20 protein-coding genes are annotated in these 18,984 nt (G+C 43.1%); 10 read left to right on the top strand and 10 right to left on the bottom strand.

Features of this window, described 5'->3' with window-relative positions:
* Positions 1-59: 59 nt before the first annotated feature.
* The 3 genes from EPX21_RS01850 to EPX21_RS01860 form a co-directional block, all read right to left on the bottom strand.
* Positions 60-893 carry an alpha/beta hydrolase gene (locus EPX21_RS01850; protein ID WP_166670656.1) on the bottom strand — a complete coding sequence of 278 codons (834 nt, stop codon included), beginning with the start codon at positions 891-893 and terminating at the stop codon, positions 60-62.
* Positions 894-1,139: 246 nt separating this feature from the next.
* On the bottom strand, positions 1,140-1,718 hold the full coding sequence (locus tag EPX21_RS01855) for a TetR/AcrR family transcriptional regulator (RefSeq protein ID WP_134087972.1): 579 nt from the start codon (positions 1,716-1,718) through the stop codon (positions 1,140-1,142).
* Between the two features lie 56 nt (positions 1,719-1,774).
* Positions 1,775-2,524, bottom strand: a complete 750-nt coding sequence (locus EPX21_RS01860; RefSeq protein ID WP_134087973.1) for an SDR family NAD(P)-dependent oxidoreductase — start codon at positions 2,522-2,524, stop codon at positions 1,775-1,777.
* A gap of 386 nt (positions 2,525-2,910) precedes the next feature.
* Between EPX21_RS01860 and EPX21_RS01865 the strand changes: the two genes are divergently transcribed.
* Positions 2,911-5,274 (top strand): ABC transporter permease, encoded by a 2,364-nt coding sequence (locus tag EPX21_RS01865; RefSeq protein WP_134087974.1) that lies wholly within the window; start codon positions 2,911-2,913, stop codon positions 5,272-5,274.
* 74 nt (positions 5,275-5,348) lie between these two features.
* Entirely contained in the window at positions 5,349-5,852 is a 504-nt protein-coding gene (locus EPX21_RS01870) for a hypothetical protein (protein WP_134087975.1), read from the top strand.
* Between the two features lie 157 nt (positions 5,853-6,009).
* Here the strand turns inward: EPX21_RS01870 and EPX21_RS01875 are convergent, their stop codons facing one another.
* Positions 6,010-6,933 (bottom strand): Rpn family recombination-promoting nuclease/putative transposase, encoded by a 924-nt coding sequence (locus EPX21_RS01875; protein WP_134087976.1) that lies wholly within the window; start codon positions 6,931-6,933, stop codon positions 6,010-6,012.
* A 652-nt stretch (positions 6,934-7,585) separates the two neighbouring features.
* Between EPX21_RS01875 and EPX21_RS01880 the strand changes: the two genes are divergently transcribed.
* A complete protein-coding gene (locus EPX21_RS01880; RefSeq protein ID WP_134087977.1) occupies positions 7,586-7,864 on the top strand; it encodes a hypothetical protein in 279 nt (92 codons plus the stop codon).
* A 40-nt stretch (positions 7,865-7,904) separates the two neighbouring features.
* Here the strand turns inward: EPX21_RS01880 and EPX21_RS01885 are convergent, their stop codons facing one another.
* Positions 7,905-8,354, bottom strand: a complete 450-nt coding sequence (locus EPX21_RS01885; RefSeq protein ID WP_134087978.1) for a hypothetical protein — start codon at positions 8,352-8,354, stop codon at positions 7,905-7,907.
* Between the two features lie 194 nt (positions 8,355-8,548).
* Entirely contained in the window at positions 8,549-8,905 is a 357-nt protein-coding gene (locus EPX21_RS01890; protein ID WP_134087979.1) for a helix-turn-helix domain-containing protein, read from the bottom strand.
* Positions 8,906-9,100: 195 nt separating this feature from the next.
* On the opposite strand from EPX21_RS01890, the gene EPX21_RS01895 reads away from it, so the two are divergent.
* Together EPX21_RS01895 and EPX21_RS01900 are read left to right on the top strand one after the other, a co-directional pair.
* On the top strand, positions 9,101-9,436 hold the full coding sequence (locus tag EPX21_RS01895) for a PIN domain-containing protein (protein WP_240768471.1): 336 nt from the start codon (positions 9,101-9,103) through the stop codon (positions 9,434-9,436).
* A 179-nt stretch (positions 9,437-9,615) separates the two neighbouring features.
* Complete coding sequence (locus EPX21_RS01900) at positions 9,616-10,563, top strand: energy transducer TonB (RefSeq protein WP_134087980.1); 948 nt, start codon at positions 9,616-9,618, stop codon at positions 10,561-10,563.
* A gap of 129 nt (positions 10,564-10,692) precedes the next feature.
* On the opposite strand, the gene EPX21_RS01905 is transcribed toward EPX21_RS01900, so the two are convergent.
* Entirely contained in the window at positions 10,693-10,920 is a 228-nt protein-coding gene (locus tag EPX21_RS01905; RefSeq protein ID WP_134087981.1) for a hypothetical protein, read from the bottom strand.
* A gap of 557 nt (positions 10,921-11,477) precedes the next feature.
* Positions 11,478-12,518, bottom strand: coding sequence for a hypothetical protein (locus EPX21_RS01910; RefSeq protein WP_134087982.1), 1,041 nt, complete (start codon positions 12,516-12,518; stop codon positions 11,478-11,480).
* Between the two features lie 274 nt (positions 12,519-12,792).
* Between EPX21_RS01910 and EPX21_RS01915 the strand changes: the two genes are divergently transcribed.
* The 5 genes from EPX21_RS01915 (at position 12,793) to EPX21_RS01935 (ending at position 15,956) form a co-directional block, all read left to right on the top strand.
* Positions 12,793-13,797, top strand: coding sequence for a hypothetical protein (locus EPX21_RS01915; RefSeq protein WP_134087983.1), 1,005 nt, complete (start codon positions 12,793-12,795; stop codon positions 13,795-13,797).
* Positions 13,798-13,810: 13 nt separating this feature from the next.
* The gene (locus EPX21_RS01920; RefSeq protein WP_134087984.1) at positions 13,811-14,410 is read left to right on the top strand and encodes a Crp/Fnr family transcriptional regulator; all 600 of its coding nucleotides are present in this window, start codon (positions 13,811-13,813) and stop codon (positions 14,408-14,410) included.
* A 414-nt stretch (positions 14,411-14,824) separates the two neighbouring features.
* Positions 14,825-15,070 carry a hypothetical protein gene (locus EPX21_RS01925; protein ID WP_134087985.1) on the top strand — a complete coding sequence of 82 codons (246 nt, stop codon included), beginning with the start codon at positions 14,825-14,827 and terminating at the stop codon, positions 15,068-15,070.
* A 92-nt stretch (positions 15,071-15,162) separates the two neighbouring features.
* Positions 15,163-15,618, top strand: coding sequence for a MauE/DoxX family redox-associated membrane protein (locus EPX21_RS01930; protein WP_166670657.1), 456 nt, complete (start codon positions 15,163-15,165; stop codon positions 15,616-15,618).
* Positions 15,619-15,629: 11 nt separating this feature from the next.
* Complete coding sequence (locus tag EPX21_RS01935; protein ID WP_134087987.1) at positions 15,630-15,956, top strand: hypothetical protein; 327 nt, start codon at positions 15,630-15,632, stop codon at positions 15,954-15,956.
* Positions 15,957-16,013: 57 nt separating this feature from the next.
* On the opposite strand, the gene EPX21_RS01940 is transcribed toward EPX21_RS01935, so the two are convergent.
* The gene (locus EPX21_RS01940; protein ID WP_134087988.1) at positions 16,014-17,531 is read right to left on the bottom strand and encodes a redoxin domain-containing protein; all 1,518 of its coding nucleotides are present in this window, start codon (positions 17,529-17,531) and stop codon (positions 16,014-16,016) included.
* A 40-nt stretch (positions 17,532-17,571) separates the two neighbouring features.
* Positions 17,572-18,966, bottom strand: a complete 1,395-nt coding sequence (locus tag EPX21_RS01945) for a RagB/SusD family nutrient uptake outer membrane protein (RefSeq protein WP_134087989.1) — start codon at positions 18,964-18,966, stop codon at positions 17,572-17,574.
* Positions 18,967-18,984 lie beyond the last annotated feature (18 nt).

The raw sequence follows: 18,984 nt of genomic DNA on the forward strand, positions 1-18,984 counted from the left end.
TACAGACATTAGCAATCTATCTATTATCCCTAAGAACAAGCCTCTGCGGCAAAAATGATTTAGATAGATTTGGTTATGAACTTCTTTATTTCTTCGACATAGAGATCGGAGTCGGTACCCATTGAGGTAAAACATTCCAAGTGGTTACAATCCCAGGTTACGATTTTGGCTGAAGGATTTTTTTCCAAAAACACTTTATAGTCATCCGTTTTGGTGAACATATCCTGTAATCCCGAAAAAATCAGCACAGGCTTTTGAAGCGGCTGTTTATTTGATTCGGTATAACTTTCAGCACCTTCCGGCAAAACGAGCGTTCTACTCTTCGCTTTAAAAATGCGCTCCTTTACCAGTGATGGATTGATAACAAAGGAGTCGAGGATCAAGCCTTTTATCGCTGAGTCGTTAGACACGTTCATCCGGGAAATCACTGTTCCCATCGAAAGTCCGTACAGAAAAACCTTGTCTGTTTTATAGGTTTTCGTCACGAAAGCGATCACCGCCCTCAGATCCTCCCCAAACTCGTCGTAGTACAGCATGTCAGCATTGATATCAAAATCCGAACTTTCACCAAAACCTCTATAATCATAAAGGACAACGTTATATCCGGCATTATAAAGCGCCTGCGCCTGGCCCAGGTTATTGGCCATATTGCCTGCATCCGATCCAGAAATTATGATATAAGGCTTTTTATCGTCCTCCTGCAAACATATCCACGAGTTAAGTGAAATACTTTCATCTACCTTAATTTTATGGTTTTGATAGGCAACACCAATAACGTCGGGTAGAGCCGCATACTTCCTTTGTGGATTGATTGCATATAAATCAGAAAGGGAAAATGCATGTGTTAACAGCCATAATAAGATCACGGCGAAGTAGCGCGCTTTTATTTTCATTTTTATAATCATTTTTCTCTTACAATTATAAATAATTTTTTTTGTTGTCATAACTTGTGAGACTGCGATTACAAGCTGTTATTGATGTATTCCTGTTCATCCTTTTTATGGAATATAGCAATAAGCGGCATCTACCAAACAAACACCAATGAAACTCGAAGCATCTATAAACTTTGTTTTATAGTAGCGGTCGGTAAGTAATTGCCTAACGGGGGTAAGACTTTGTTTATACAGGCCCTTCCTTGATCAGTCTAATACAGACAATGCCGTTTCGATAATACCTTCGAAAAACTGACGGTCGTTCCTGGTTTTAGCATACACGCGCAGTCCGGTGATGGTATTGCATATGAAATGTGTCAGCGCTACTGGGTCTTTGGATGCGTTGATCTGCCCCTCCTTTTGCCCCGTTTTAATCGCTTTGATCAACGCACCTTCAATAAGCCGCTCATCTTCGCGAAGTACATTCCTGATTAATTCATCATGGGCAGCAAGTTCAACCTCCGTATTTACCTTGAAACATCCTTTGGGGCATTCGCGGCCCAGCGCATCCACAATACCGGAACGCAAGAGCGCCCTGACACCCTCTTTAACAGAAGGCGCATCATTCAGGCTTGCCTCAATCCGCGCAGTAGCTTCCTTTTGGTATTGCTCCAGCGCTTTCATAAACAAATTATGCTTGTCGCCAAACGCATGATAAATGCTCGACCGTCCTATGCCGAGGCCTTCTATTAAATCATACAAAGAAGTTGCATGATAGCCCTTCTCCCAAAAGATGGAAATTGCTTTCTTTAATATCTCGTTCTCATCAAAGTCTTTTGTTCTCATAAAAAAGTAGCCTTGCCTAGCAAAGGCAAAGCTATCGATTTTAAAAGAAAAAAGCATTACCGCACACCGCCACTCGCGAGGATTAGCTCTCCGGTTAACCACTTCGATTCATCTGATGCCAAAAATGCCGCTACGGGTGCAATATCTTCGGGCTCACCCATGCGTCGCAAGGGTGTTTCATTAACCATCGCCTCCGCGAATTCACTGCCGATAAAACCAGCGGCGCGCGAACCTTCCGTAGACACCATGCCTGGATTAATAGAATTCACCCGAATGTTCCGAGGTCCCAATTCTTTGGATAACACCCGGGTGATGGAATCTACAGCAGTCTTGGTCGCCGTATAAATCGCGCTTCCGGCAGGCGTTGCACTCGATACTGCCGAGCCAATGTTGATAATGCTGCCGCCTTTATCGCCAAAACTGTTTACTGCCGCTTTGGAGGTCAGCAGCACACCCAGTACGTTGATATTGAACTGGTGGTGAAAGGCTTCCTCGGTAAGATCTTCTATAGGTGCCCAGACATAAACCCCAGCATTATTGACCAATACATCGAGGGTACCGTATTGTCTGATCGTTTCCGCAAAAAGACGATCAACATCTGCCGTTTTCGATACATCCGCCTGAACGGCTATTGCTTTGCCTCCGTGGTTTACAATTTCGGCAACTACCGTTTCTGCATCCGCTTGGGCAGCACCGTAGTTGACCACCACAGCAGCGCCTTCCGCAGCCAACTTTTTTGCAATGGCTGCCCCGATTCCTTTGGAAGCCCCGGTAACCACGGCCACCTTGTTTTCTAATTTTTTCATTTATTTAAATTTGTTTATTCATTTATATTTACCTCTAAAGGTATTCATGCTGTCTTCGGCGGTTTTAACAGTGATGAAGCTATCAGATTTTATTCGCGCCCCTGTGTGGTTTGAATAAATCGTGATGGTCTCCTATCATATTGAACCATTCGGTTCACAAATATAAGAGTTAATTAGACCGACTGGTACAATTAGGTATTATATGAAGAAGCAGTGACAAAAGAGGAAAAGTAGTAAGGACAAGACAGTGTCCGAGAATGAACGCCAGCTGTCCGAAAACGAACAGTCCACCGGCCTAAGCCTCAAACATAAGTTGTTATTAATCAACAAAATAACCTTTATGGCCTCGTTTATGTTTACCATACCGTAAAACCGAAGACTTTCTTATGTTGAAGAACTACATCAAAATCGCTTGGCGCAATCTACTTAAAAATAAAGGCTATTCTATCTTGAATATCGGCGGATTGGCTATCGGTATGGCTGCGGCCATGCTCATTCTGTCCTGGGTGGAAAATGAACGCAGTTTTGATATGTTCCATCACAAAAAAGACCAGCTTTTCCTATTGGGGAACCGAGCCAATTGGGGGGACAAACTTCAAGTTTGGTTTTATACACCCAAGCCTTTGGGCCCAGCCGCCAAAGCCGAATTTCCGGAAATAGCCAATTATAGCCGATATTCCGACGGTTATAACTTTCTGCTCTCGGTAGATGAAAAGAAGATGAAGGGAGAGGGTGCCTTTGTTGACTCCGCTTTTCTTGACATGTTTGATTTTCAGCTGCTTGCAGGAGACAAAAAGCACATCTTAAACAGCCCGACCGAAATTGTCATTACACAGGCACTTGCCAAGCGCTTATTCGGGAACGAAGTTGCGCTGGGCAAAACGCTTAAGATTGACAGTGTGGATATGGTCACCGTTTCGGGCGTTTTAGCCGATATGCCCGGCAACACCCGGTTCACGAATATCGAGTTTTTACTTCCCTGGCGATACCTCGAAAAGATTGGGTACAGTGACGATTACTGGAGTAACAATTCAGTGCAGACCTATGTGGAATTAAATCCCGGCATTAGCAAAGAGGCGATGAACAAGAAGATCAAGGACATCACCATGCGTCATAACGGCCCGGAAGAAGATACCGAAGTGTTATTACACGCATTGCCCGATTGGTGGCTACGCTCCAAATTTGAAAATGGAAAAATCGTAGGAGGGCGTATCGATATGGTACATCTTTTCACCTTAATCGCCGTCTTTATCCTGCTGATTGCCTGCATCAATTTCATGAACATCAGCACCGCGCGCAGTGAAAAAAGAGCCAAAGAGGTCGGTGTCCGAAAAGTTGCAGGAGCCTATCGTTTATCCTTGATCGGTCAGTTTCTGAGCGAATCCATCTTAATTGCCACTATTTCAGGTCTTATTGCCCTCCTTATTACCTGGTTGGTTTTGCCTGCCTTTGGAAATCTAATAAGCAGACGTTTAGCGGTCGATTTTGGTGATTTCCGGTTTTGGTTAAATGCCATTGGTTTTATTCTGATCACGGGAATACTGGCAGGCAGTTTCCCGGCATTCTTCCTTTCCTCCTTCCAGCCCGTCAAGGTGTTAAAAGGCACTTTCAAACAAGCAAAAGCAACCTTTAGTCTCCGTAAAATATTGGTGGTTGTTCAGTTTAGCATTGCCATTATCCTCATCATAAGCACCTTGGTTATTCGTAAGCAAATCCAATATGCAAAAGACCGGGAAAATGGGTATGACAAAAACAATGTCGTCTATATTTTTGAAGAAGGTGAGATGGCCAAAAACAGCCGTCTTATAAAAAACGAGTTATTACAAGACGGTGTGGCAGCATCAATAACACGTTCCAGTTGCCCCATTACAGAAAGTTGGAGCAATACCAACGGATTTCAATGGGAGGGGAAAGCGCCAAACGATAAAACGCTTTTCGATCGTATGTGTGCGGATGAGCATATCGTACAAACTGCCGGACTCAAGTTGGTTGCGGGTAGGGACATGGATCTCACGCAGTATCCTACAGATTCCACCGCGGTACTTTTAAATGAGGCAGCCGTAAAAGCCATGGGTTTTAAAGATCCGATAGGCCAGGTGATCCGCGACAATGGGATCGAATGGCACGTTATAGGTGTGGTGGCCGATTTTATTTCGCGTTCACCTTATGATCCCATTGAGCCCACCGTCATCGAAGGCGCAAAAGGCTGGTTTAATATCATGCACATCAAGTTTAATCCATCTTTAAGCACAGCGACTGCACTTGCTAAAACAGAAGCCATTTTTAAACGTTACAACCCAGATTATCCCTTTGTCTACAATTTTGTAGATAAAGCCTATGCACAGAAATTCAAAGAATCAGAACAAACCGGCACGATGGCTGCCTTATTTGCCTTTCTAACCATTTTCATCTCTTGCCTGGGATTATTTGGACTAGCGGCTTACATGGCCGAAAATCGCACCAAGGAAATCGGTGTCCGCAAAGTATTGGGTGCATCGGTTTTTTCCATTACGCAGTTATTGTCCAAAGAATTTGCCTTGTTGGTTGTGATCTCCTGTTTGGTGGCCTTTCCCATTGCCTACTGGGCTATGGACCGTTTTCTGCAGACCTATACCTATCGCATTGCGCTCGGGTGGGGCTTGTTTATATTGTCCGGATTGGGCGCTTTGCTGCTCGCGTTACTTACTGTTAGTTCGCAGGCCATCAAAGCAGCCATTGCCAACCCGATTGATTCGTTGAGGGATGAATAACGGCGGGAGCGATTATATTGCATATGACAGTAATTTATCTTAGGTTTGAGCATTAACAGCAAATAAACCCGGTAATGATAATTAAATATTTTACATTCAGCCTTTCAATAACAACCATTTCCTGGATTGTGGGAATGCTCTTTAATGTGCTATTACAAAACAGCACCTTCTACAAGAAACAACTTTCCGACCTGAATTTTATCAAAAGCGATCGTTTGAATCAACTCATTGGACTTGGCTTTTTTAAATGGATGGTAAAAAACACATTCTTTAAGTTTTTTAATCCAAAACTTCATCTGAAAACAAGAATTGATCAGACAGATTTAGATACGTTGCGGAGGGAAATGACGACCGCTGAAATAAGTCATTTAATCGCCTTTATGTTTGTCTGCTTTTTCGCCTTAGATAAGTTTCTGCGATCCGACTTTTTATTTGGATGCACGATGATGATCGTGAATATAGGAATGAATTTATATCCGTCTTTATTACAACAAGTCAATAAAAGGCGCATCGATAAATTAGCAAAAAAACTACAGCGAACAGCTATGCGGCAAAGTAACAGTTTGAATCTAATTTGAGATCGACGGAAAGCAACAGCTAGTTTCGATTTTTAAGTACCGAATGGTAGCCAAGGAAGAACTGCCTCTCACTATAGGCTTTTTACTAATTCATAATTTGCACTTCGACCTCATTCATTGAAAAACATGGCTTCTGTAAACTTATACTAAATTGCTTTTATAGATTCTCAACTACGTCCAATGGTAGCTTAAGGCTTTTGGCAATTTGCTCGTTACTTAAAAGTCCGGTCTCTTTCAAAGATTTAGCTGAGTCTACAAGTACTTTATGTTTTTCTTTTTCGGCTCTGGCACGTTCCTCTTCTCTGGCTTTTTTTGTGGCTTCTTCTGCAGCTTCTTTTGCCGCTTTTTTTGCAGCTTCTTTTATTGCGTGATCAAAGGCATTCTGGGTATCCCATTTCGCCTTTAGGCTTGCTTCGTATGCCATACGTTCCTCCTTGCTTAATTTTGATACTGTTCCTATCTTAAAGATAAGTTTAAAAACCCGCTTATCCAAAAATTTAGGGACTTGGTCCATATTGCTCATGTGTTTGAGCAAGTAAAACCACTTGTCCCGTTCGTTATCCAGCTCTCCTTCCGTTTTGACAAAATTAGGCAACTCTATGAATTTAAAGCCCAGCTTTTTGTAAAAAATTTCGCCAGTGCTCTTATTGCAAAGGGCGATATCATGAAAATAATGGCTTCGCTGCTTTTCTTCCATACGAAATTCCAAAAGAGCGATAAGAAAAACTTCGGGTAGCTGGTAACTATTGAAAGCTTTTCCTTTCGGTAACTGACGCTGAATTAAACGCGAGCTATAATAAAGCGCTCTGTCCCTGAAATATTCCTGCCGTATACGCTGCATTTCGATGATAAAGTACTCGCCATTGCTTCCGCGACAGTGTAGGTCAAAAACAACTCTTTTGTCTTCCTTATCGTCCCCGTCATGCTCATTAGGTCCGTATTCAACCCCTTCAAAAAGGTCATTCAGAAACTCAATCAGGATTTCTTTGTTCGGCTCACTGCCAAAATAGTGACGGAAACCAAAATCGCTTAACGGATCAACAAATTTACCAGGTTTGATGTAGCTTTCTTCTGTATTCATGCACAATAGATTTGGGTTCCCTGCTAAATTAGGGTATCCAGAGCTGGGAAGCGATTTTCTTCGGCAAATGAACAAAGTGAACAGGTGGAGCACCGCAATAAAGATTTAGATCCTTTACTCGAAGATTATGGATTTTTTTCATCTCAGCAATAAATGCTACATCACTGACCCTGAAAGAAATCAGCAACAATCCAGCCATAGATCTTCGATCTTATTCTTCCAAAGGCGTTAAAAACTTTTGAATTAACCTATTGTGTTTGTTTCTATCAGACTTAAGTCAAGCAGCACACTATTCAAATCTATCCTCCGTTTGTACTATCTTTAGTCCTTCGTTGCCCCTCTTATACCTCCAGGGTAAACAAAGGGTAAAGAAAAGGTAGAGAATAGGTAAAGAAAAGGTAAACAACGGGTAAAGGAAGGGTAAGCAAAGTATATGCATACCCCATTATTACCCCCCGCAAGCTCGATAAATTCGACCGAGAAAGAAACTGTACCCCACCGCGGGCGATCTGCGCAAGAAACCAAGAGCCTTGATTGACCATCTTAAAGAAAATTTAAGTCGTAATTTTACTCTAGTATCCCTAAAAAATTTCAAACAACCATTCCTTTAATTTTTCGTATATTTGAGTATCAAATGGGATAAGATACAACGATGAAAACCATATCAATACAAGTACCTCCGGCTTTAGCTTCCGCTTACGAGCAAGCGGATCCAGACAGGAAACGAAAAGTTGAGATATATATTAATGCCTTTTTGAACGATTTTTTCAGCAATCAATCTGCCAATGAAAGGTTGTTTGAGACAATGAGAAAGGCAAGTGCAGAAGCGAAGTCAACAGGTTTTTCACAGGAAGAATTAGACAAGCTATTAAGCGAGGATGAAAAGACTCCCATACTTAATTCCGCCGATTTTCTAGCCATATTTAAATGACAAGACCCTGCCGCACTGCTGTCTAAATTACGGATTAAGCCTAGGACCTTATCCGCTGTTGTAAGTCGTCCAAGAGATCCTGATAAATCTTTTTGTCTTCCAAGATACCCTGATCGTCGTAATAATAGGTTCTATTGTGCACATCCCCCCCGAACATATACTCTTCCACATAAATATTCAACGAAAGCTCCGTTGCTGTATCCTTTGGCCTTAGGATAAAATTAAAGGTTCTCTTCTCTCCTTTTTTTGCCGATAAAACACGCTTATCTTTCACGAAAATCTTCGCTTGTATAAAGCCGGCTTGTTTATCCATCGCTGTAATAAACAGGTCTTCCGCCTGGAGGTAGTCGACAATTTCATCAAAGGCAGTCTCGACAGCCACATTAAGTGTTATTCTTTTAAACGATTGATCATTTTCACCTCGCTGCGCATAAGCACCGATGGTGCAGCAGAACAGTAGAAGCACAGGGAATAACTTCTTTACTTCCATAAATCCTTGATTAGTTTACCAAACTTAGATAAATTCATTTTTATATGCAATTTAATCGCGCATGCATATAAAATGATGTTCTAATGCTCTTCAGCCATCAAGCGCCGTTTTATAGAATAAGTATCCTCTTTTCTGTCGTTTTTATTAGCATCATTATACAAGGCACCGACAGCACCTTAACATCAATTACCTGTTTACTCCAGCTTTTTGTGTTTCTCTCCCCACTTCTCAAGCGCTTTAATAACGGATTTCATTTCGTAGCCAATTGGAGTCAGTTCATATTCCACCCGTGGCGGAACCTCCGCGTAAACGGTCCGCGAGACGATTTTATTTTCTTCCAATTTCCGGAGTTGTAAGGTCAGCATCCGTTCCGTGATGTTGGGCAATAACCTTTTCAATTCCCCAAACCGCAGCTTTCCGTTTATTAACCAAGAGCAGATAACCAAGGTCCACTGCCCACCGATAATGCTGGCGGCATACACTTCGGGGCACTCGTCGGCTAATGCCTGCTTATTCGCAAAATTGGTTGACGTTTCTTTTATCTTCGACATTACTTACATTTTTTATAGTACCACACAATTGGTTGGTAAGATACAAAATTCGGACTAAGCCCTTTAATTTTGCTGCACAAAGGAAACGGCTTTTTACAAATCATTTGGTGCATTTTCTTCTAGCGAAGAGGCAGAGACTTTAGTAGAAGAAATAAGATCAGCAAGAAAGTTTAGTAAAAAAGACATTCGCTTCTAATGCAGTATCTCTTAGACACAAGTATATGTGTTTTCTATTTACGTGGAAAACTTGATTTAGCCCGAATTATTAGAGAAAAAGGTAGAGAAAATTTTTTCATCTCCGAAGTAACTGTAGCTGAGCTACGTTATGGCGCCGAGAACAGTAGTAATCCTAAAAAATCACATAAAGCAGTTGACGACTTTATTAATGGGCTGTCAATTGTACCAATATTCGGGGCTATCAATCGTTATGCAAAAGAAAAAGTTAGGCTTCGTAAATTAGGGACACCTCATCACGATGATTTTGACTTAATATTGGCGTTACAGCAATTGAATATGGATTGGTGTTGGTAACTGATAACCTTAAGCATTTTAACAAATTAGAAGATATCCGATTGGAGAATTGGTATCAAAGAGCGTCAGGAAGATCTTCCTCTTAATTCCGGTTGCCGGGAATTTGGCAAAGCAAACTTAGTAGACCACCTTTTATTTTTGATTTAGCTGTTAGCAATTATTGTTTTGAAAGTCGACTAGTGGCAAATGAGCTCCACTTCGACTATAAAATAAGCAAAGGCATTGCAAAAAATAAAAATGCCACCCATTTAATGCAGCAGCTGGGATTGATAAATGAGGTATATGCAATACGCCTCTTTTTTGTTCTAACTATCCAATCCTTATGGAAATCAATCCATTCCTGCATCCAAGGCATAAACAGCAAAATGAAAATCCTATTTATACTCTTTACTTTCCTACAGATCTTTGCTTTACCATCCTTCGCGCAACTCGTTTCTGTGAGGGACAGTGCCGATTATGTTATCAAGACATTTTCAATACCCGATACGATCCATGTGCGCGGGAAACTCACCACACCCAATGGAGAGCCTGCAAACGGAATTACGGTTTGGCTTAAATCGGCAAAGTACTTTTATGAGGAGGCGCCTAAAAGCGTTACAGACAGTTTAGGAAATTACCGTATTGAATATATTGAGCCCGGTGATACGCTCCATATCATGGGGCTATACTTACAGCAGACCGTACCCGTGATGGGTAGCCGTATCATCAACCTCACCGTAAAAGACAGTAGTAACTGGACTATGGATACCATACAAATCAGCAGTAAGGGTAAAAGGACCAAAACATCCGTTCTCTATCAGGCAAAAATACCGGAAGGATTTAACTGTTCATTCTATCTTCCACCAACACCTGCTGGTGGCATTTCAGGTTTTCAGAAGCACCTAAAGCAACATGTGATCTATCCTCAAGAGGCCTTGGATCATGGTATTGAAGGGCTCGTTAGCATTACCTTCGAAATTTCCGCGAAGGGAGAACCTGTTAACTTCCGTGTGAGAAGAGGACTAGGTTATGGCTGTGAAGAAGCTGTTATAGCAGCGGTTAAAAGTATCCCTTGGAAACCTAGCATCGCAGTAGGCAGTGTTACTAATTTTGAAATGGAAGCAACGCTAAATTTTGCAATAGAGTAAATAAGGAGAACATTAAAGGAAAAATGGTTGGTATAAAAGCGGCGTCCAACCGAAATAAACAGCCTCGGCTCTGTTTTTGGGGTAAATACTGAATAAGGATGAGTCAGGATGAGCATCATCGCCTCAGCATTACGGTTTCTGATCTTTTATAATCAGCTTGTCGATCTGCAGCTCATGGATATGCAATCTACCAACTTTTCCTTTACCTATGCGCAGCGCACCGATTGCAAGTGCACCGATAGCTACCGCGCCAAGGGCCAATGCTCCAACTGCCATCGCCCCAAGGGCTACTCTACCGCCTGCGGCCTGTCCAACAACGGCACTTCCGATTTTACTGATATTACATTTGTTTTTCATTCGAATAATTTGTTTTTAAAAGCAATGAAGCTTGCATGAATTATTCGTACTCTTTTTTGAATGGCAATTCATGCAGGTTTCATCTGTAAATAATTTTTTTCCATCGGTCAGATGGAGCTCACCATGTTTTAAATTTAATTTCCCTATGTGATGAAAATGAAATTTTAAAACATGGACGGTTCATGATGCTCATTTTTATTTTCTAAAGGTAACGTTTTAGCGCAAAATAAGTTCGTCGTTTTTCGATATAACCACTTCCCCTGTATCATTTCTTGCAAAGCCTTCGGAATCTAATCCGCGCGCGCGGAACTGATTAAAAAAAGGTTTTGGCATTTCGGCCGATGCTGTACCTGCTTCTGATGGTAGCTTTCAGCGCCATGGGATACTGCGCGTACAAACTACCACCTAACTCCGTACTAACTTCGCTCATTTACCAGATCCTCTTCAGATCTGACCAGATCCTGACCAGATTTATCTGGTGAAAATCTGGTCAGGATCTGGAAAAAACCTGAAAAACGGTCGAATTTTGTAGGGAGTTGGTACGGCAGTCCACCCTCCTACTCAATTTTCCCCACTGCTTCCAAAATCCAATTGCGTAAACGTGGAGCCAATTCTTTTGAAATTTCAAGCGTACAATTTAGCGGTTCTTTCAGTTGTAGCTCAAGCTTCCCGTCCTTTATGCGTTTGCAGGCCAATAGCATATGCTGCGGCAATGCCATCTTGCGGTTCACCTTACGGAAAAAGCCTTGCGTTTCGCTCTCTACTTTAATGAGCGACGACTCGTTTGCTGGGATCTTTTGTCCGTCGGCCTTCGTCGTGAGGTAAACGTAAGGTTCTTCATAAAGAAAGCAAGCAATATCTTCATATTGATGAAGTGAGATCAGCTTTTGCGTATGCACTTCATAAATACTCGCTAAGTTTTTGCCGTTCACCTCAAAGTTATCCTCGGTTTGCAATAGTGATACACTCCTTTCCAGCTCCACTATTTGTGTTTTCAAGGCGCTTATTTCATGCTGAAGTGCTTCATTTTCTTTCTCCAAACGTGCCTTATCCCTGAACATTGTATTTTCCGATTGGACTACATATCGATAGCGCTTCAATAATCCCCGTCTTTTTAAACTAGCTCGATTATGCAACTGAACAAAAAAAGCCAAGGTATAGCAGAGATTCACCAGCAGCAACAACACAATAATCCAAGGCAAATCTACCTCAAACAAACCCGAGGTCAGCACCTCTGTCGATAACAACTTATGGGCTGCCAGGTATACTAAAAAAAGCGCCAAGCTAGGTGCCGCCCAGCAATATGCGGCCTGAAAAACCAATCTATTGAACCAGCCACTTAACCAACTCCATTTCCTATCCAATATACGCACCTCCCAGCGTATATATGCCAACGTGCCACCAATAAAGAAGAGAAACACGAAGTAACTCACGTAAAAATTCGCCGTTGTCATCCCCACTAACATGCCCACTTTAGAAGCGTAATAACAACACAATCCTGCCATCAATAAGGCCCCCATCACCAGCGGGAATCGATCCTGATAGTCGAAAACAGGCCCCTTAGACCTTACCTTATGTTTCGTAAAGTTCTCCTTCATAGCAATAAGATCTTATATCCGGCCCAGGCAGCTTTCCGCACAACAGGTTTGTCACCAACAAGATACAAAAAATAAAAGACCAGCAAAAACACATACATTCGTTCGCGCAGCTTTAGCCTAAGACGATAAGGCCCTTTAACCAATAAAAAAGGGGTTTTAACCAGAAGAATTACGCTTTAACCAAGACTTTGGCGTTAGGTTGACATTCTCCAGCAAAGTTTTTATCAGCCCAACAGCATTCTTTAACTTTATGAAAATCAACAAGCTGCATATTATGAAGCAAAAAAACACTTTATCTTGGGCACAGCAGGCGCTACTGTTCATCGGGTCAATACTCTTGTTATGGAGCAGCTATCGCCTCTGCCATCAGGCCTATCAGCAAATACTTGGCGTCTTTACAAGCAAACAACTGCTAGATCAGGTCTTTACAAGTCTTGGCATGATCGTCGTGCTAGCCCTCGCCTTGCTCCTCTCCTTTGCCGCTTATTTGATCAATGCCTTTATTTGGGGCTTACCGGTTCCATTTCCAGCAAGCGAAGCGATTGATGATTCACCGGAAGACGCTGATTCTTTACAAATCCAGATTGGCGCACGTAATACCTACCTCTTGCTCCTCGCCGCCTTAGGATCTTATTATATGCTTTTTTTACAGCAATCGCAGCATGTAGACTTCTATTGGGTATTATGCTTTCCGGTATTCATCCTACTGGTTAACTGGCAAAGTGCACGTAGGCAGGTATATGCGGTATTAGCCATACTCGGTATCATGGGTTACATCTGTCTCATCAAACTGAACACCCTTTACAATGCCAACCTACTCAGCACCGTACCTTTATTTATCAGTGCTTCCTTACTCAGTTACGCGCTCATTGGGCTTTGGGTGTACTACCATGTCAAGCATATTGCTGAAGACAAATCGCTATTAGAGTACCGCTTGCTGCTCACCTTTCTGTTAGGGACACTCTGCATTATCTATTTCCATTCCATGCTCAGCATTATCAACTGTCGCTATGACACGAGGAAAGACACGGTTACGTACCCCGCCATTGTCATACAGAAATGCCCACCCTATGGAGATTACACCCTATCCATCAGCTACTATAAAGATAAAGCCTACCACGGCATGCTATTACCCGTTTCAGCAAAAGCCTACCATGCTATCAAGGAAGGCGATACCCTTACCTTGCAATTACATCCCGGTCTCTTCGGCTGGCCCTGGTATCATGATGGCTTAGGCATGCGCCAGACTGTAAAAAAACAAACGCCACAAAAACCATAACACAGGAGGTACCATGCATGAAAAATCTACTTATATACAACAAGCCCTGCAAGAACTTAATTCCTTTATTGAAATTCCAGATGAACTAAAAGATCATATCACGCAACAAACCAAAATCATAACGCAGGCCAAGATGGCCATCATCGAATATGAAAACGATAGCGATGGCGGTAGCCTATGGTACCTTGTGCGCGGTGTTGCCTGCAGCATACAATATGATCCCGTACTGGCGGAAGAGCGCCCAGTGTTACTCTGGAAAAAAGGCGACATCCTCTTTCAGCCAGAAAGCTTCTTTGAGAACAAAACACTGCAAGAAAGCATACAACTTTGGGACGAAAGTATTTTAGTAGGCATATCCTATTTCCGGTTAAAGCAACTTCTTCACCATTACCCTAACCTTTCTCCGTTGCTAGCGCGTACCTACAGCATACGGGCCCGTAGGTTAAGCCATCGCAACAGTACTTTGGCCCACCCCGCCCTTCAGCGTGTTTCAGACCTATTGACCGCCTATCCCGGTATCCAAACCAAAGTAAAACAAGAACTATTGGCCAAATACCTCCATATTGATCGCCGCACCTTCAATGTGTGCCTCAAGCAGCTCCATAGAACCTAAGCAATTTCTCCCAAAAACGGAGTGATCTATATCACACGCAAATGTCGCCTAGATCATCTTCAAATGCTACCTAGATCGCATTACACCTCCTTTTTCTGCAATACCTTTACTTCTGTAACCGCTAGCTAAACTTTAGCTTAAGAAATCGAACCGGGGAGCACCTTAAAACATACTGTGGTTCCCCCGCAGAAGAAAGCCAGCTGCCAAGAGCAGCGTGCCGAACCAAGCTAAAGCGCCCCGGCATACAGCCTTAGCTAACGGGAATACCGCAGGTGCTGGAGAGCCTATATGGGCAAACGCTAGAGCGGTACGGCAGCAAGGGACGCCGGGTGCGGCGATAAGCGCCGGAGATCAATAAACAAGGGCAGTAGCCGCGAGGCGGCGCTGTGTAGGAAAAACAAAAATAGAGGCAACATGGAAAAGCTATTAAACAGGTGGACACAAAGACAGGAAAGCATCAACAGGCAGTGGGTGGCAACTTTCGTAGCACCCCTCCTCCTCACCTTTTTCAGGTATTACCTCTCTTTGTTAGTCCGCGTGATGTCAGTTCCAGGTTATCCTGTATTGGCCTTTCACCTACCCTTTACGCGTTTTATTCACCGATGGTTGTACCGACGTAAATTTGCCGTATTCCCCCGATGGCCGTGGATGGCCTCATAAAAAGATGCAAAGGCTGGGAGCAGCCCGCAGCGTCAGCCCTGCCAGCTACAAGGCAATATAATCAAGGGATTCAATTACATAACACCAGGTATATGGAACGCTTACTGAAACAAAGGAGACAATGGAAACTAACACAGCCGGCGAAAGAGCGGATTATTTTTATTATCAGCATGCTCTTTGTTTTCCTGTTCAGTTATACGGCCATTGACAAGTTGAGGCATGTAGAACAATTCAGCAGGGGCATTGGTAAAATCCCCATTGTGGGCGGGATGCATGGGTGGATCGCTTGGGGCGTGCCCCTTGCCGAACTGCTGACCAGCGCGCTGCTTATCATTCCGAAAAGCAACAAGCTAGGCATACAGTTAGCTACCGGCTTAATGAGCCTATTCACGCTCTATTTGGCCCTTATGCTTGCCTTTGCCGAAAAGCGCATGTGCCACTGTGGCGGTGTCATTGAATCCATGGGATGGGTGGAACATTTGCTGTTCAATCTGGTGCTGACCGGATTGGGCCTTTGGGCACTCCGTCTCAAAAAGCGTAAACAATAAAATTTAAAGAAATGGAAATCAAAAAAACAATATCCCAGATCGCCCTAGGCTTGGCGGTTATCGGATTCGGCGCTGGAGCCAGCGCTTTTACGACCGAAAAGGTTGCTACTCATAACCAAGCTACACGCTTTTGGTATAACGACCAAGCAACCGGGCAGTATATCGAGCTCGACGAAGCACCGGACATAGAAGGAAGCTGTAGAAATTCAGCGCCTCAAAGCTGTGTGGTTCAGTCAGATAACACGGCACTTCCCAGCAACATGCCTTATACACAAGCTACGCCAGCCAACGGTGTATCAAGCCATCCTGCGTCTAATAACGCCTTTTATCAACAATAAGGCAAAAATTCACCTAGGCCGCTGAATATTTCAGCGGCCTAGGTAATTATTATACTATCAGAGCAAGCTCTCCACCAGTTTGATTAGTCCCGTACCTTGGTCAATCCGCGGGTCAGGAGGTGAAGTGGTCACATTGTTTCCCTTTTGGTCGACGATAAGCAATTGCGGATAACTGTTAATATTATAATACTTCAACAATGGATGCCCGTCCCTGCCTGTACCGTAAGTTGAAAGTTCCACCTGTTCCGGCAGGGTATAGTCTCCTGATTCACGGCCTTCTTTCCATCTCTCCTGTTTTACATCCACATTAATGCTTATAAAGACTACCTCATCTGTTCCTTTAAAACGGTCGACTACAGGACGTAGCGCGGAAGGCATATACTTACAGCCAAAGCATCCCGTAAACCAAAAATCAATGACCATTACTTTCCCTTCAAAATCCCTTAGTCGGTGCGTCTTTCCATCCTTATCCGGCAATTCAAACGGGTAAGCCTTCGTGTTGACCTTATTTTTGCTGATCCAGTCCTTCAATAGGCTACGTAGTGGATCGTCCGGCCAGGAATCAAGGGCCGTTTCGGCATAAACAATGGACTCCTTTTTCGAAAGTTCGACATACCCGTACAACGTCAACGCTTCGCCCAACAAACCTATGTAATTCTTTTCCACCAAATCTATGTAATCACGAAATGGAAAATCCTTATGCACCTCATTTCCGGGTGCGGCAAAGGCAAGTTCCAATCTCGCTTTTTCAAAAATTGCACCGGTGTAGTACGCAGAGAAAACAGCCTCATTGTCCCATTTTGGAAACACCCAACGTGTTGCCGCCGTTTTTCTTATAAGCTCTTTTAAGGCCGCCCTTCTTTCGTTAAAATATTTAGCGTTCTGACTGTTATAGAACGAACGATAAAGCCGGCCATATTGGAAGCCTATACAGTCGTAATACAAAATGTGATATATATTCTCCGGAAGCCTATACCGATAGCACGTCAATATTGCCTGTTTCATTTGCAGGTTTCTCTCAGTTAAGTCAAGAAGCCGTTCGTAATATTCTCTAAAGCTATTCGGACTTGACAACACGCTCAGTGCTTCTAATCCGCCTGTAGGGACAAATCCCAGGTTATGCAGCTGCTGCTGGCACCTCAGTTTCTCCGCTCCTTTCCCTTGAAAATCAATATAGCCGTTTTCGCGTACCGTCAAATTCAGGCTGTCACCAGCAGCCGCCAACAAGGGCAGCTCTCCTGTCTGACCAAAATTGAGAAAGACGGTGGTACCATCTGCCCTACTCACCGCTAACATCATGTAAAAAAGCGATTCTTCTGCCGGTAGTTCAAGAAAAAAGCTTCGGCTCGCGTCAATGATTGCTTTATATGACTTGGCATAGCCAATCCATTCATAATAAGCATAGTTTCGTATCACCTTCACCTGAAACTCATCTCCCGGTTCTACGCTTGCACTGTCCTCAAACATCCCCATCAAAACAAGGTATCCCGGGGGCTCGGCGAAAGATCTAATAGGCGTTCCCAAAAAGTAAAAAAAACCAAATACCAGACAGGCAAGTTTATGTATGCTCTTCATATTTTTTATATTTAAGTGCGTTTATTCGCGCCCTTTTTGATTATCGTTCATTTTGTTGAATCCCACTCCGCGTGATCTCATCCAAGGGAATAGGAAACGTGTACCTTCTGTCATTTGGAGTTAAGGTATAGACCGTATTGCCTACTGTACGACTCAGTGTAATTCCAGCGCCTTCTTTGTTTAGTCGACGCAAGTCATCCCACCGCAAACCGGCACGCCATACCAGTTCCTTCTGTCGTTCCTCCAACACTATCCTCAATAGCTCCTCTTTATCCAAACCACTATATGGAGTAAAAAAACCTTCTTCCCACCGTTTGGATAACAAGGTATTCAAGGCAGCCAAGGCTTCATCCGTACCTCCCAGCCTTGCTGCGGACTCCGCCTTGATCAGATAAATTTCATCCGTGGCTAAGCCAGAAAATGGATACCAAACCCTTCCCGAATAGCCTCTTTTAACTTTCGTTAATCCGGTCCTTGTATTAACCGTATAAAAAACAGACCTTCTCAGGTCATGTTCACCGTATTTGCCCAATAACTCAGGACTAACGCCAACATTCGGGATGGGCTCATATAACGCATTATCGTAGTTAACACCATAGGTTGAGTAAAACAGACATTCAGTGTTATCTTCAATTGGGAACGGTATTCCGGTAGTTTTGTTAATTCCGTTATAATCCATCAAACTGTTATAAAGAAGCAAACAGCTATCTGCATATATTTCTGCTAAATCATATTCGCGCATACTCAGGTAAAGACGGGCAAAAAGAGCATAGGCGGCCGGTTTAGAAGCCCGGTTCTTCAACAAAGGAAGTTGGTTTGGCAGAAGAGCAGAAGCCAAACGTAAGTCGGCTATAATCTGCTCGTAGGTTTCCTGTACGGTAGATCTTGGCATTATTTCGTCTACATTCGGGGAGGTTTTCAACGGAATGCCAAGCTCTGTTAATGCGGTTTCGTTATCGTAAGGCGGTGCAAAATTTTTCGCCAGATCAAAGAAGGCAAAGGCCCTCATGAAGTAGGCCTGACCTTTTATATTATCGTACTGCTGTTGGCTGGCATCTGTTATCTCCATAGATTTCAGTCCGTCCAAAATGCTATTGGCGTAAAAGACGGATTCATATGAAAAATTCCAATCATCCACACTCTGCTGCCCGCCAAATATATCCTGATTCCATACATAGGTGTTCCTTTCTATGGGCCTCGAATTCAGCCAATCCGTTTCCGTGGCGAGATAATATTCATCAGCGGCGAGCTGCCCCAGAGAAGAGGCCTTATTAAGACGCCAGAAATCTAGCATCATTTGGTAATCTTCCAGTGTTTGAGGTGCTACAATGTTGGTGTTTGGTTTCTGTTCTAGAAACTCATCACTGCAAGAAGAGCATATCGCAAGCAGAAACAGCAATACTATTATCTTATTATTATAAGCTATCTTTCTCATAAAAACATTATTTCATTA

This window comes from Olivibacter sp. XZL3, assembly GCF_004368405.1.
Lineage (GTDB): Bacteria > Bacteroidota > Bacteroidia > Sphingobacteriales > Sphingobacteriaceae > Olivibacter.

Excerpts from the sequence above, each read along its gene's own strand:
- EPX21_RS01875 (WP_134087976.1), bottom strand. The coding sequence starts at position 6,933 with ATGAATACAGAAGAAAGCTACATCAAACCTGGTAAATTTGTTGATCCG.
- EPX21_RS01920 (WP_134087984.1), top strand. The coding sequence starts at position 13,811 with ATGCATGAAAAATCTACTTATATACAACAAGCCCTGCAAGAACTTAAT.
- EPX21_RS01945 (WP_134087989.1), bottom strand. The coding sequence starts at position 18,966 with ATGAGAAAGATAGCTTATAATAATAAGATAATAGTATTGCTGTTTCTG.
- EPX21_RS01895 (WP_240768471.1), top strand. The coding sequence starts at position 9,101 with ATGCAGTATCTCTTAGACACAAGTATATGTGTTTTCTATTTACGTGGA.
- EPX21_RS01865 (WP_134087974.1), top strand. The coding sequence starts at position 2,911 with ATGTTGAAGAACTACATCAAAATCGCTTGGCGCAATCTACTTAAAAAT.
- EPX21_RS01885 (WP_134087978.1), bottom strand. The coding sequence starts at position 8,354 with ATGGAAGTAAAGAAGTTATTCCCTGTGCTTCTACTGTTCTGCTGCACC.
- EPX21_RS01880 (WP_134087977.1), top strand. The coding sequence starts at position 7,586 with ATGAAAACCATATCAATACAAGTACCTCCGGCTTTAGCTTCCGCTTAC.
- EPX21_RS01925 (WP_134087985.1), top strand. The coding sequence starts at position 14,825 with ATGGAAAAGCTATTAAACAGGTGGACACAAAGACAGGAAAGCATCAAC.
- EPX21_RS01910 (WP_134087982.1), bottom strand. The coding sequence starts at position 12,518 with ATGAAGGAGAACTTTACGAAACATAAGGTAAGGTCTAAGGGGCCTGTT.
- EPX21_RS01855 (WP_134087972.1), bottom strand. The coding sequence starts at position 1,718 with ATGAGAACAAAAGACTTTGATGAGAACGAGATATTAAAGAAAGCAATT.
- EPX21_RS01915 (WP_134087983.1), top strand. The coding sequence starts at position 12,793 with ATGAAGCAAAAAAACACTTTATCTTGGGCACAGCAGGCGCTACTGTTC.
- EPX21_RS01940 (WP_134087988.1), bottom strand. The coding sequence starts at position 17,531 with ATGAAGAGCATACATAAACTTGCCTGTCTGGTATTTGGTTTTTTTTAC.
- EPX21_RS01850 (WP_166670656.1), bottom strand. The coding sequence starts at position 893 with ATGAAAATAAAAGCGCGCTACTTCGCCGTGATCTTATTATGGCTGTTA.
- EPX21_RS01935 (WP_134087987.1), top strand. The coding sequence starts at position 15,630 with ATGGAAATCAAAAAAACAATATCCCAGATCGCCCTAGGCTTGGCGGTT.
- EPX21_RS01860 (WP_134087973.1), bottom strand. The coding sequence starts at position 2,524 with ATGAAAAAATTAGAAAACAAGGTGGCCGTGGTTACCGGGGCTTCCAAA.
- EPX21_RS01930 (WP_166670657.1), top strand. The coding sequence starts at position 15,163 with ATGGAACGCTTACTGAAACAAAGGAGACAATGGAAACTAACACAGCCG.
- EPX21_RS01890 (WP_134087979.1), bottom strand. The coding sequence starts at position 8,905 with ATGTCGAAGATAAAAGAAACGTCAACCAATTTTGCGAATAAGCAGGCA.
- EPX21_RS01870 (WP_134087975.1), top strand. The coding sequence starts at position 5,349 with ATGATAATTAAATATTTTACATTCAGCCTTTCAATAACAACCATTTCC.
- EPX21_RS01905 (WP_134087981.1), bottom strand. The coding sequence starts at position 10,920 with ATGAAAAACAAATGTAATATCAGTAAAATCGGAAGTGCCGTTGTTGGA.